Below are 12,740 nucleotides of genomic sequence, written 5' to 3' on the forward strand. Positions count from 1 at the left end.
CAGCGGATTGCAAGTGCGATTAAAGATCGCGTGGGAGACTCGGCGCGTTCCCTTCAGGAGGCCCCCCGTGCGTCGCTTCGTCCCCCTCTTCGTCGCCGCCCCGTTCCTGTCGCTCGCGTTCCTGTCGCTCGCGTTCGTGTCGTTTCCCGCGACCGCCGTTCACGCGGCGTCCGCGCCCTGCAAGCCGGGCAGCGGCGTCGATCTGCACGGCAAGGACCTCACCGGCGCCGCCCTGCCCCCCGTCATGCGGTGCGCCGACCTCACCGGCGCGAAGCTGGACGGGGTGGACCTCACGGGCAAGGACCTCACCGGGGCCGTCCTGCGCAAGGCATCGCTGAAGGAGGCCGACCTCGGCCAGGCGCATCTCGACTACGCCGACCTGCGCGGCGCCGACCTCACCGATGCCGACCTCGGCCAGATGCAGGCCAAGCGGGCGAACCTGCGCGGGACGATCCTCACCGACGCGGACGCCGTGCAGGCCGAGTTCCCGCATTCCGACCTGACCGGCGCGGTCCTCACCCGGGCCGTGCTCACCCAGGCCGACCTCACCGACGCGAGACTCGTGGACGCCGACCTGAAGGACGCCACGCTCGGGCAGATCAAGGGCCGTAAGGCCGACTTCACCCGGGCCAAGCTCGGCGAGGCCAAGCTCGGCCAGGCTCACCTGGAGCACGCCGCGCTGAAGGACGCCGACCTGTCCGAGGCGGAGTTCACCCAGGCAGAACTCGACGGTGCGGACTTCCACGGGGCGAACGTCGACAAGGCCTCTTTCACCCAGGCCGACGACGTGGACCTCACCGGGGCGCGGGGCACGCCGGTCAATCTCCCCGACGACGCCGTCGCGCCCGGCGCCGCCACCGAGGACGACGCGGCCGCGGAGGCGTCGCCGTTCGGGAAGGACGTGCTCGGCAGGGAAGTCTCGGCGAAGGGCCCGTCGCCCGCGCTCATCCTCGTCATCGTGTCCGGACTCGGCCTGAGCCTGACGCTGATCCTGTGGGGCGTGGCGCACCGGCGCAAGGAGCGCTTCGTGGCCGAGATGGCCGTGGCCAGGCACGCCGCCGAGGAGGACGTGACCCGCTTCGGCGAGGAGATCGACGCCCTCGACTTCGAAATGAAGATCAACCAGGTCAGCGGCCCGACGCATGAGTGGCGCGCGGCGCTCGACGCGTACGAGGCGGCCAAGCAGGCGCTGAACGTCGCCCAGACGCCCTACGACCTGCAGGGGGCGGCCACGGCCGTGGCGCGGGGACGGCACGCCCTGCACGAGGTCAGGTCACGGCTGTCCGCCACGGGCGGCCACCCCTGACCTCGGCGAGTTCACGGGCGGCCCTGCCCGAAGACGGCGTCGCGAGCGATCGAGAGGGCGGTGGAGACCGCGCCCCTCAGGACGGGATTGTCCGGAATGCCGCTCACGCGTACGTGCACGGGGACGGGCGATACCTCCGCCAGCCGCTCGGCGACCAGGGCGGCCAGCGGGTCGCCGCCCGCCATGCTGGTGGCGCCGCCGAGGACGACGAGGCCGGGGTCGAGCACGGCCACGAGCGTGAAGGCGGCCGTCGCGACCCTCTCCGCCAGGGCCGGGAGGTCCAGTCCGCGTACGGCCTGCGCACCCAGCAGGTCGCACACCTTGATGTCGAGCCGGCCGAGGAAGCCGATCTCGCCGGCGCCGCCGGATGCGCCCCGGCGGAGCCTGCCGTCCAGCACGACGGCCGCGCCGACGCCGTCGTCCAGCCACAGCAGGACGAAGTCGTCCCGCCCGGCGGCCGCCCCGGTGGCCTGCTCGGCGACGGCGGCCAGGTTGACCTCGTTCTCCATGATGACCGGCGCGTCGACCAGGGTGCGCAGGGCCGGGAGCAGCCCGGGGCGCCAGGCGGGCTCCACATTCCCGGCGGCGAGGTCTCCGGTCTGCGGGTCGACCATGCCGGGCGCGCCGATCACGACGGCGTCCAGGGGACGTGAGCCGGCCGCCTCGGTGAGCGCCTCCGCGACCAGCGCGGGAAGGTTCTCCCCGAGAGACCGCGTCGCCTCGCCCACGGTGACGCCGGCGATGTCGGCGACCGTGACGTTGACCACGTCGCGCCGCACGTCCACCCCACCCACGAACGCCCGGTCGGCGACGATCCCGTAGAGCCGCGCGTTGGGACCGCGCCGGTCGCCGCCGCTCTCACCCGTGACCCGGATCAGGCCGTTGACCTGGAGGCGTTCGATCAGGTCCGACACGGTCGGGCGGGACAGGCCGGTGAGCGCGCGCAACTGGGGCGCGGTCAGCGGGCCCCGCTCCAGGAGCAGGTCGAGGGCGAGCCTGTCGTTGATGGCCCGCGCGAGCTGGGGTGTCGCGGTCTTCACGGAAAAACCTCTTTTTATCAGGAACCCTGCCTGTTAATTTAGCCGTATGCGAGACAGACATCAACGGGCCACCGCCCTCGTCTTCGCCGTTCACGGAGCGGTGGCGGGCACCCTCGCCACCCGGATGCCCTGGCTCCAGGACCACTTCGGCCTGGGCACTGCCGCCCTCGGGCTTGTCCTGCTCTGCCCGCCAATCGGCTCGTTCCTCACGATGCCGCTGACCGCCCGGCTGGCCTACCGGTTCGGGGCCAGGGCGACGACCCGGACTCTCCTGGCCCTGTGGTGCGCCTCACTGGCCCTCCCCGTGCTGGCGCCGGGCCCCCTGTGGCTGGTCCCCGTGTTCCTCACGTCCGGCGCCGCCGCGGGCATGTGCGACCTGGCGATGAACGCCCAGGGCGTGCTCGTCGAACGGCGGCTGGGCCGTTCGATCATGTCCGGCCTGCACGGCATGTGGAGCGTCGGCAACCTGTGCGGCGCGGGCGTCGGGGCCGCGGCGGCGCAGGCGGGCCTGGACGCGCGCGCGCATCTCCCCCTCATGGCGGCCGCGCTGATCGCCGCGGGCGCCGTGGGAAGCCGCGCGCTCCTGGACGACACACCCGCGCCGGACGAGAAGCCGCCGTCCCGCTTCACGGTGCCGCCGAGGGCCGTCCTGCTGATCGGCCTGATCGGCTTCTTCGCCACCTTCGCGGAGCGGGCCGCCGGCCAGTGGGCGGCGATCTACCTCACCAACGTCGCGGGGGCGGGGGCGGGCGTCGCCGCGGCCGGCTATGCCGTGTTCACCGCGTGCATGGTCGCGGTGCGGCTCGGCGGGGACTTCGTGGTGCGCAGGCTCGGGCCGGTCGCGACCGTGCGCGCCGGGGCCGTCACCGCCGTCCTCGGCGGTGTGATCGTGGTCGCGTTCCGCACGCCCGCGCCGGTGATCGCCGGGTTCGCGATGTTCGGCGCCGGCATCGCCGTCGTCGTGCCGCTGGTGTTCGCGGCGGCGGGCCAGGTCGCCCGTACGCCCGCGGAGGGCGTCGCGGGGGTCGCGACGATCACCTGGATGTCGGGGCTCGTGGCGCCTTCCGTCATCGGCTGGCTGGCCGGCACGTTCGCCTTCCCGTTCGCGTTCGCCCTGGTGACGTGCATGGTCGCGGCGATGATCTGGCCGACGCGCGCGCTGAGCCCGCGCACTGCCGCCGCCCGCGAACCGGTCGCCGCGGCGTGCGCGGACTGACCCGGCCGTGGAGGGGGCGGGTCAGATGCCTCCGGCGGTCAGCGGGGACATGAGACGGCGGGCGGCCTCGGTGACCGAGCCCGACAGCGACGGGTAGACGGCGAAGGTGTGGGCGAGCTGGTCCACGGTCAGGCGGTGCTGCACGGCCACCGACAGGGCCAGGATCAGCTCCGACGCGCGCGGGGCGACCACGACGCCGCCGAGCACGATGCCGGTGTTCGGACGGCAGAACAGCTTCACGAAACCGTCGTTGAAGCCCTGCATCTTGGCCCGGGCGTTGGTGGCCAGCGGCAGCTTGACGACGTTCGCCTCGATCTCGCCCGCCTCGATCTGCCGCTGCGACACGCCCACGGCGGCGATCTCCGGGTCGGTGAAGATGTTGGCGGCGACGGTGGCCAGCCGGATCGGCTGCACGGCCTCGCCAAGCGCGTGCCAGACCGCGATCCTGCCCTGCATGGCGGCGACCGAGGCGAGCATCAGGACGCCGGTGCAGTCCCCCGCGGCGTACACGCCGGACGCGGAGGTCCTCGACACCTTGTCGACCTCGATGAAGCCGTTGCGGTCGAGCCGCACGCCGTTGTCCTCCAGCCCGAGCCCGGACGTGTTGGGGACCATGCCGACGGTCATGAGGCAGTGGCTGCCCTCGGCGGTGCGGCCGTCCTCCAGGGTCACGACGACGCCGTGCTCGGTGCGCTTGACCGAGGCGGCGCGCGAGCGGCCCATGACGTTCATGCCGCGGCGCCGGTAGACCTCCTCAAGCACCTCGGCCGCGTCGGCGTCCTCGTTGGGCATCATCCGGTCGCGCGAGGAGACCAGCGTGACCTCCGACCCGAGCGACCGGTAGGCGCCGGCGAACTCGGCGCCGGTGACGCCGGAGCCGACCACGATCAGGTGCTCGGGCAGCTCCTCCAGGTCGTACAGCTGGCGCCAGCTGAGGATGCGCTCGCCGTCGGGCTCCGCCCCGGGCAGCACGCGGGGGTGGGCGCCGGTCGCCACGATGACCACGTCGGCCCGGATCGTGCGGTCGCCCGCGCGCACCACCTGGGGATCGACCAGACGGCCCCGGGCGCGGATGACCTCGACGCCCTCGGCGGCCAGCCGGGCGGCGATGTCGTTCGACTGCGCCAGCGCGAGCTCCTTGACGCGTTTGTTCACGTCGATCATGTCCACGGCGACGCCGCCGGCGTCGTGGTCAGCGCCGCCGTCGAAGCGGACCCCCAGCGACGACGCGTCGAGAAGCGCCTGCTTGCGGACGGAGGAGGCGATCAGGGTCTTGGACGGCACGCAGTCGGTGAGCACGCACGCCCCGCCGGGTCCTTCCTCCTCCACGACGGTGACTTGGGCGCCCAGTTGCGCGGCGACCAGGGCCGCCTCATATCCGCCGGGGCCACCACCGATGATCACGATCCTTGTCACATGCTCCATTGTCCCGCATCCTGGCTTCGTATTCCCGGCGAGGTGCGCGTAACGGGCTGACTACGCGGATTTTTCTCGCCACACCCCCGTGCGCGCGCTACCCGTCCAACTTTCGGGATCTTGGTTTAGGCTTGTGTGCCGTGCCTGTTTACGCGGCCTACGGCAGCAACATGGACCCCAAGCAGATGGCGGAGTGGGCGCCCCACTCGCCCATGCGAGGAACGGGCTGGCTCCCGGGCTGGCGGCTCACCTTCGGCGGCGAGGACGTCAGCTGGGAGGGCGCTCTCGCCACGATAGTCGAGGACGCCGACGAGCAGGTATTCGTCGTCCTGTACGACGTGCCGGAGTGGGACGAGGCGTCCCTCGACCGCTGGATGGGCACCGACCTCGGCCTCTACCGGAAGCTCCGGCTCCGCGTCGCGACGCTGGAGGGCGACGTGCTCGCCTGGTCCTACGTGCTGAACTCCTACGAGGGCGGGCTGCCGTCGGCGCGATACATCGGCATCCTGGCCGAGGCCGCCGAGAAGGCGGGCGCACCCGACGACTACGTCACCTCGCTGCGCACCCGTCCCTGCAAGAAGCTCGGCGACTGACACGGGCCCGGCTCTTATCGGCCGGGTTCATGCTCTTCTGTACCCTCAGCAAAGTGACCCCATATGACCTGGCGGCCGAGGCCGCGACCACGCTGAGGAACCTGACCGGCATCCCTTCCTTCGACGTCGCCCTCGTCATGGGCTCGGGCTGGGTCCCGGCCGCGGACGCGATCGGCGAGACGGTCGCCGAGCTCGCGGTGACGAAACTGCCCGGGTTCTCCCCTCCCGCGGTCGCCGGTCACGCGGGCACGGTGCGCGCGGTGCGCACGGCCGCCGGGCTCAACGCCCTGATCTTCCTTGGACGTACGCACCTGTACGAGGGCCGCGGGGTGGAGCCGGTGGTCCACGGGGTGCGCACGGCCGTCGCGGCCGGGGTGCGCACGGTGGTGCTGACCAACGCGGCGGGCGGGCTGCGGCCGGAGACCCAGAAGGTCGGCGACCCGGTCCTGATCAGCGACCACATCAACCTCACCGGCAGCAACCCGATCACGGGTGCGACGTTCATCGACCTCACGGAGGTGTACTCCAAGCGCCTGCGCGACCTCGCGCGCGTGGTGGACCCCACCCTGGCCGAGGGCGTCTACGTCGCCTTCCGCGGCCCGACGTACGAGACGCCCGCGGAGATCCGCATGCTGCGCACGCTCGGCGGCGACATGGTGGGCATGTCCACCGTGCTGGAGGCGGTCGCCGCCCGGGAGGCCGGGGCGGAGGTGCTCGGGATCTCCCTGGTCACCAACCCCGGCGCGGGCCTGGTGGGCGAGCCGCTCAACCACGAGGAGGTCCTGCAGGTCGGCCGGGCCACGGCCGCCCGCATGGGCGTCCTGCTCGCCCAGGTCGTCGACAAGCTGTAGGGAGCACCAATGACCGACCTCGTACGGCTCGCCGAACAGTGGCGCGACCAGGACCCCGACCCCGAGACGCGGGCGGAGCTCGACGCGCTCCTGCAGCATGGCGATCTGTCCGCCCTGGAGGACCGCTTCGGCGCGAAGCTGGAGTTCGGCACGGCGGGCCTGCGCGGCGCGCTGGGCGCCGGCCCGAACCGGATGAACCGGGTCACGGTGATGCGGGCGGCCGCCGGGCTGGCCCGCGTCCTCGGGCCGGGACGCCACGTGGTGATCGGCTACGACGGGCGGCACAAGTCCGACGTGTTCGCCGCCGACACGGCCCGCGTGCTGACCGGGGCGGGCCTGCGCGCCTCGGTCATGGCCGGCAAGTGGCCCACCCCTGTCCTGGCGTTCGCCGTGCGCCACCTGGGCGCGGACGCGGGCGTCATGGTCACCGCCTCGCACAACCCTCCCCAGGACAACGGCTACAAGGTCTACTGGGGCGACGGCGCGCAGATCGTGCCGCCGATCGACCAGGAGATCTCCGCCGCCATCGACGCGGTCGGCCGGGTGGACGCCCTCCCGCTGGGCGAGGACTGGCAGACCCTCGACCACGACGACATCGTCGTGCCGTACCTGCGGGCCCTTGCCTCGCTCCCGATCGGCGACGCCCGCGAGATCGCGGTCGCGTACACGCCGCTGCACGGCGTCGGCGGCGCGACCGTGTCCGAGGCGTTCCGCGTGGCGGGCTTCGAGGTGCCGGTCATGGTGAGCCGGCAGGCCATGCCCGACCCGGACTTCCCCACCGTGGCGTTCCCCAACCCGGAGGAACCGGGCGCCATGGACCTCGCGCTCGAACTCGCCACCGCGACCCGCGCCGACCTGGTGATCGCCAACGACCCGGACGCGGACCGCTGCGCGGTGGGCACCCCGCTGCCGGGCGGCGGCTACCGCATGCTGACCGGCGACGAGGTGGGCGGCCTGCTGGCCGAGCACGTGCTGCGGCACACCTCGGGCGGCGACCGGCTGGTCGCCACCTCGATCGTGTCGTCGTCGCTGCTCGCCAAGATCGCCGCCGGTCACGGCGTGCGGCACGCCGAGACCCTGACCGGCTTCAAGTGGATCATGAAGACGGGTCCGGGGCTGGTCTTCGGCTACGAGGAGGCGCTGGGCTACAGCGTGGGGTCGGACGCCGGGCTGCCGGTCCACGACAAGGACGGCGTGGGGGCCGCCCTCACCGTGGCCGGGATGGCCGCGGCGGCCAAGCGGGACGGCAGGTCGCTGCTCGACCTGCTGGACGACCAGGCCCGCCGCTACGGCCTGCACGCGACCGCCCAGCTCTCCGTCCGGGTCGAGGACCTGTCGCTGATCGCGAAGGCCATCGAGCGCCTCCGTACGCACCCGCCGATGGAGCTGGCGGGCCGGACGGTGGAGTCGGCCGAGGACCTGTCCCAGGGGGTGGCGGGGTTGCCGCCGACCGAGGGCCTGCGCTACCGCCTGTCCGGCGACGCCCGGATCGTCGTCCGGCCCAGCGGCACCGAGCCCAAGCTCAAGTGCTACCTGGAGGTCGTCGTACCGGTCGAGGGCGACGACGTCGCGCCCGCCCGGGTCCGGGCCGCGCAGGACCTGGAGGACCTGAAGAAGGACCTCGCCGTCGCCCTCGGCCTTTGAGCGTGCCTACCGGCAGATCGTGTCGCGGGCCGGCCGCTTGCCGGTGACCAGGAACTCGGTGACGGTCCTGTCACCACAGGCGTTGCCGTTGACCAGGTAGGACCCGTGCCCGCCCGAGTCGACGGCGACCATGCGCGCCCGGCCCCCGAAGGCCTCGCGCATCCGCAGGGCGCCGCTGTACGGCGTCGCCGGGTCGCGCAGGTTCTGCACGAGCAGCACGTTGGACGGCCCCTGCGACGTGACCCGCACCGGCGCCTCCGCCGGCCGGTAGGGCCAGTAGGCGCAGGGGCCGATGTTCACCGGCATGCCGCCGGTGAGCGGGTGGGCCGCCCGGTCGCGGGCCACCAGCCGCCGGTGCAGGTCGGCCGAGCTCGGCCACTCGACGTCGTTGCAGATCGTCGCGGCCACCGAGGCCGCGGCGTTCTGCAGCGCCGCGTCCGGCGCGCTGGAGGGCTCGGGGAGGGGACCCGAGCCGAGGCCCGCCCGCATGAGCCCGGCCAGGCCGGGGAACCCGGCGTCGGAGTACAGCGCGTTCAGCATGGTCTCGCGCAGGACCGCGCCGTCGAGCCGCGGCGGATTGGCGCCCGGCCACGGGATCGGGGCGCGGTCCAGGCGCTCGGCGAGGTCCAGGAAGGTGCGGCGGACCGCCGCGGCGTCCGTCCCCAGGCCGTACTCGTCGTCGCGGGCGGCGGCCCAGGCCGCGAAGTCGGGGAAGCGGTCCTCGACGCCCACCGAGTAGTTGGCCAGCCAGACCCGGGCGACCTTGCCCGGGTCGGGATCGTCGTTGCTGTCGAGGACGACCCTGTCGGTCCTGCCGGGGAACATCGTGGCGTAGACGGCTCCGGCGTAGGTGCCGTAGGAGACGCCCCAGTAGGACAGGCGGTCCTCGCCGAGGGCCCGGCGGATGGCGTCGATGTCCCTGGCCTCGTTGCGCGTGCTGATGCTGCGCAGCACGGGGCCGCCGTTGCGGGCGCAGGCCTCGCTGAACCTGCGGGCGTACGCGACGTTCTCGCCGATGTCACCTCCGGCCGAGGGGTAGGGCTTGAGCCGGGAGGGCGCCAAATCCTCGTGCGGCAGCCCACAGGAGACGGGCGAGCTCTCGCCGACCCCCCGCGGGTCGAAGCCGATCAGGTCGTAACGGTCGAGCACGGCGCTCGGCAGGCGCTTCACCATCGTGCTCGGTCTGCTCAGGCCCGGGCTGCCCGGCCCTCCGGGGATGAGCAGCAGCACCCCCCTGCGCAGTCCCGGCCGCGCCGTACGGATCCGGGAGACGGCCAGGGAGACCGTGCCACCGCCGGGCTTGCCGTACGTGAGAGGGACCTGGAGCGTCGTGCACTCCTGGCGGGGGTCCAGCCCGGCGGCGGTGCCGCAGGAGGTCCAGGCCGCGGCGGCCTGGGTGGCGGCCTGGGCGGCCGACGGGGCCGCGACCAGGGCGGTGGACAGGGAGATCAGGGCGGCTGCGGATGCGATGCGGTTCATGGTTCTCGGCTTTCGTTTCGTGTGGGGGTCGGCGGCGGCCGGCTACTGGCGGGCGCCGATGGTCTCGGCCGGGCGGGCACGCAGGGCGAGACGCGCGGGGAGGCTCGTGGCGACCAGGGCGAGCGCGGCCACGGCGGCGATCACCAGCGCGTAGCCGGCCGGGGGGACGTACGGCAGGGCCGACCCGGTCATCCCCCTGCTGAAGGCCGACAGCGTGATCAGCGCGATACCGGTCCCGGCGAGCACCGAGACGATCAGCGCGGTCAGGGTCTCCAGGCGAAGCATGCGCAGCACCTGCCGCCGCGTCGCGCCGACCAGGCGGAGCAGGGCGAGCTCCCGCGACCGGTCCGTGGTGGACATGGCCAGCGTGTTGACGACGGCGATCGCGCTGAAGGCGATGATCAGGCCCATGGCCACGTAGTTGACCTCGGCGTTCGGCGCCTGCGTCCCGGTCCCTTCCGTCGGCGACACCACCGGCGCCACGGCGGCCAGGGCCTCACGCCGGACCGAAGGCGCCTCGACGAGCAGGGCGCCCGAGGGGTCGTCGACATGATCCGCGACCAGCGCGTACGGCAGGGTCAGGTCGCCGAACCCGAGGCCGCGGGAGTAGATCGCCACGACCTTCAGCTCGGCCGGGGTGCCGTCGCCCAGGGTGAGCGTGAGCGCCTCGCCGACCGACAGCCCGAGCCTGGATGCCGCCGACTCGCTCAGCGCGGCCGACCGGGCGCCGAATCCGTCGAGCGAGCCGGACACGACTCCGAGGTCCACGGCCTGCCCGAGCGGCCGCTCGCCGCCGTCGACGCCCTGCGCGCCGTACTTGTCCAGCCCGACGCGCACCGAGGTGCGCACCACCGAGGTGACGGCCTTCACGCCCGGCACGCGGCGCACCGCGTCCGCCGTCGCGCCGCTCACCACGTAGTCGGCGTGGGTGCCCGCGGCGGCCTGCGCGGCCGACGCGTGCCCCATCGTGGTCTGGGTGAACAGGATGGTGCAGGTCATGGCGACCAGAAGGGTCAGCGGCGCCATCACGGAGGCCATCCGTCCCGGGCGCGTCCGCAGGTTGCGGGCCGCCAGGAATCCGGCGCGGGAGGCGCGCAGCCCGACGCCGAGCAGGGCGGTCGCGACGCGGGCGAGCACCGGGCCGAGCAGGGTGACGGCGACCGTCCAGACGAGCGCGGTCAGCATCGTCACGGGGCTCGACGCCGCCTCGGTCTCGAGTCCCGACAGCACCAGCGTCAGCACGATCCCGACGGCGACGCACACGACGCCCGCGATCGACCGGCCGAGGGGCAGGCCTCCGCCCATGGCGGCCTCGCCGAGCGCCTCGACGGGACGGATCCGCGCGGTGCGGCGGACCGACAGGCGGGTCGCGGCCCAGGCCGCCGCCACGGCGGCCAGCAGGGCGGCCGCCGCCGGGAACGGGCTGACCACCAGGCGCAGGTTCTCCGGCATGGCGCCCAGCTCGACGAACCGGCCGCGCAGCCAGAACCCGAGGCCGATGCCGGCCGCCGACCCGATGACGCCGGCCGCGAGGCCGACCAGCAGCGACTCGCCGCCCAGCAGCCTGCGCACCTGCCCGGGCGTGGCGGCGACCGCGCGAAGGAGGGCGATCTCGCGCCGTCGCTGCTGGACCGCGAGGGCGGCGGTGCCGGTCACGACGAGGATCGCCACCAGCAGGGACGTGCCGCCCAGCGCGCCGCCCATGCTGATGAGCCGCACCCGTGCCTGCTCCGCGTCGAGGAACTCCACCGTGCCGCGCTCGTCCCCGGTGTAGGCGACGAGACGCTCTCCTGTGGAGAGCACCGGCGACACATCTACCGGCGTCCCCGCCCTGGGGAACACGCCGATCGCGGTCACCAGCCCCGGGCGCGCGGCCAGCCGGCGGGCCTCTGACGTCGAGAAGAACACCGTGTCCTGGCTCGGCAGGGCCTGCGCCGTGACTCCCACGACCCGGTACGCCTCGCCCCGCACGTGCAGGGCCGCGCCCACGGACAGGCCGGAACGGGCGTCCACGACCACCTCGCGGTTCTCACGCGGCGGGCGTCCCTGCGCGATGGTGAACGGCGTGAGCCCCGCCGACTCCCACCCGTGTCCGAGAGCGTGTCCGTTCACGGGGAACGTCACCTCGGTCAGCACCGTCGAGACGCCCGGCAGGCCGCGCAGCTTCGCGGCCGTCGCCTCGGGGATCCAGACCCGCTCCGACAGCGGCTTGGCCTTCGCCTTGACCTTCCCGGAGGACTTGGTCACGGTCTCGTGCACGTTCTGGTCGCCGGCGACGACCAGCGGCGCCGCCGCGTAGCGCTCCGGAGCGACCCCGCCCCGCAGGCCGGTCTCCAGCAGCATCAGGCACGCGCAGACCAGCGCGGCGGCGCACACCAGCGCCACGAACGCCCCCGCGAACGCCGCCCTGCGGTGCCGCAGGGTCTTCAGCGCGAGTCCGGTGATCATGCCGCGTACGCCCCCAGCCTCGTCATGCGCTCGGCGACCTTCTCGGAGCTCGGCGCGGCCATCGCGTCCACGATCCGGCCGTCGGCGAGGAACAGGACGGTGTCGGCGTAGGAGGCCGCCACCGGGTCGTGGGTGACCATCACCACGGTCTGGCCGAGGCCGTCCACCACCTCCCGCAGCAGCCGGAGCACGTCACGGGCCGTCATCGTGTCGAGCGCGCCGGTCGGCTCGTCGCCGAAGACCACCTGCGGCCGGGTCACCAGCGCCCTGGCGATGGCCACCCGCTGCTGCTGCCCGCCGGACAGCTGGGCGGGGCGGTGCCCGGTGCGGCCCGCGAGCCCCACCCGCCCGACGATCTCCTCAAGCCACGCCCGGTCGACCCGCGCCCCGGCCAGCCGCATCGGCAGCGTGATGTTCTCCAGCACGGTCAGGGACGAGACCAGGTTGAACGCCTGGAACACGAAGCCGATCCGCTGCCTGCGCAGCTCCGTCAACCGGGTCTCGTCCATGCCGGACAGCTCCGTGCCGCCCAGCCGCACCGAGCCGGAGGAGGGCGTGTCCAGCCCCGCCGCGCAGTGCAGGAACGTGCTCTTGCCCGAACCCGACGGTCCCATCACGGCGGTGAAGCTCCCGCCGGGGATGTTCACCGAGACCTCACGCAGGGCGGCCACCGCGCCCTGTCCCTTTCCGTACACCTTGCTCACCGCGTCAAGGCGAAGCACCTCTGTCATGTGCTCAAGCCTGCCG

Annotated in this window: 10 protein-coding genes; 5 read left to right on the forward strand and 5 right to left on the reverse strand. The window is 73.5% G+C overall.

Translation table 11 applies throughout. The annotated features are described in order from the left end of the window. The first annotated feature begins 67 nt into the window (after nt 1–67). Nucleotides 68–1,306, forward strand: coding sequence for a pentapeptide repeat-containing protein (locus tag FLW16_RS20370; RefSeq protein WP_142561678.1), 1,239 nt, complete (start codon nt 68–70; stop codon nt 1,304–1,306). Between the two features lie 11 nt (nt 1,307–1,317). Here FLW16_RS20370 and FLW16_RS20375 read toward each other — a convergent pair whose 3' ends face one another. Further along, nucleotides 1,318–2,346 carry an ROK family transcriptional regulator gene (locus tag FLW16_RS20375; protein WP_142561679.1) on the reverse strand — a complete coding sequence of 343 codons (1,029 nt, stop codon included), beginning with the start codon at nt 2,344–2,346 and terminating at the stop codon, nt 1,318–1,320. Between the two features lie 46 nt (nt 2,347–2,392). On the opposite strand from FLW16_RS20375, the gene FLW16_RS20380 reads away from it, so the two are divergent. Next, complete coding sequence (locus FLW16_RS20380; protein ID WP_142561680.1) at nt 2,393–3,562, forward strand: MFS transporter; 1,170 nt, start codon at nt 2,393–2,395, stop codon at nt 3,560–3,562. A 21-nt stretch (nt 3,563–3,583) separates the two neighbouring features. Here the strand turns inward: FLW16_RS20380 and FLW16_RS20385 are convergent, their stop codons facing one another. Then, nucleotides 3,584–4,978: an NAD(P)H-quinone dehydrogenase gene (locus FLW16_RS20385; RefSeq protein WP_142561681.1), complete on the reverse strand. Its 1,395-nt coding sequence runs from the start codon at nt 4,976–4,978 to the stop codon at nt 3,584–3,586. Nucleotides 4,979–5,118: 140 nt separating this feature from the next. On the opposite strand from FLW16_RS20385, the gene FLW16_RS20390 reads away from it, so the two are divergent. The 3 genes from FLW16_RS20390 to FLW16_RS20400 are packed head-to-tail and all read left to right on the forward strand — an operon-like array spanning nt 5,119 to nt 8,066. Beyond that, complete coding sequence (locus FLW16_RS20390) at nt 5,119–5,571, forward strand: gamma-glutamylcyclotransferase (RefSeq protein ID WP_142561682.1); 453 nt, start codon at nt 5,119–5,121, stop codon at nt 5,569–5,571. 53 nt (nt 5,572–5,624) lie between these two features. Beyond that, nucleotides 5,625–6,422, forward strand: a complete 798-nt coding sequence (locus FLW16_RS20395; protein ID WP_396686651.1) for a purine-nucleoside phosphorylase — start codon at nt 5,625–5,627, stop codon at nt 6,420–6,422. Nucleotides 6,423–6,431: 9 nt separating this feature from the next. Then, a complete protein-coding gene (locus FLW16_RS20400; protein ID WP_142561684.1) occupies nt 6,432–8,066 on the forward strand; it encodes a phospho-sugar mutase in 1,635 nt (544 codons plus the stop codon). 6 nt (nt 8,067–8,072) lie between these two features. Here the strand turns inward: FLW16_RS20400 and FLW16_RS20405 are convergent, their stop codons facing one another. Genes FLW16_RS20405 through FLW16_RS20415 form a run of 3 tightly spaced genes read right to left on the reverse strand, consistent with a single transcriptional unit; the run spans nt 8,073 to nt 12,724 of the window. Further along, nucleotides 8,073–9,545 carry an alpha/beta hydrolase gene (locus tag FLW16_RS20405; protein WP_142561685.1) on the reverse strand — a complete coding sequence of 491 codons (1,473 nt, stop codon included), beginning with the start codon at nt 9,543–9,545 and terminating at the stop codon, nt 8,073–8,075. A gap of 42 nt (nt 9,546–9,587) precedes the next feature. After that, nucleotides 9,588–11,993, reverse strand: coding sequence for an FtsX-like permease family protein (locus FLW16_RS20410; RefSeq protein WP_142561686.1), 2,406 nt, complete (start codon nt 11,991–11,993; stop codon nt 9,588–9,590). Next, the gene (locus tag FLW16_RS20415) at nt 11,990–12,724 is read right to left on the reverse strand and encodes an ABC transporter ATP-binding protein (RefSeq protein ID WP_142561687.1); all 735 of its coding nucleotides are present in this window, start codon (nt 12,722–12,724) and stop codon (nt 11,990–11,992) included. The genes FLW16_RS20410 and FLW16_RS20415 overlap by 4 nt, the downstream gene beginning before the upstream one ends. Between the last annotated feature and the right edge of the window lie 16 nt (nt 12,725–12,740).

This window comes from Microbispora sp. KK1-11, from assembly GCF_006874435.1.
GTDB classification, from domain to species: Bacteria; Actinomycetota; Actinomycetes; order Streptosporangiales; family Streptosporangiaceae; genus Microbispora; species Microbispora catharanthi.

Coding starts and splice junctions, on each gene's coding strand:
- FLW16_RS20380 (WP_142561680.1), top strand. CDS start 2,393: ATGCGAGACAGACATCAACGGGCCACCGCCCTCGTCTTCGCCGTTCAC.
- FLW16_RS20400 (WP_142561684.1), top strand. CDS start 6,432: ATGACCGACCTCGTACGGCTCGCCGAACAGTGGCGCGACCAGGACCCC.
- FLW16_RS20405 (WP_142561685.1), bottom strand. CDS start 9,545: ATGAACCGCATCGCATCCGCAGCCGCCCTGATCTCCCTGTCCACCGCC.
- FLW16_RS20410 (WP_142561686.1), bottom strand. CDS start 11,993: ATGATCACCGGACTCGCGCTGAAGACCCTGCGGCACCGCAGGGCGGCG.
- FLW16_RS20415 (WP_142561687.1), bottom strand. CDS start 12,724: ATGACAGAGGTGCTTCGCCTTGACGCGGTGAGCAAGGTGTACGGAAAG.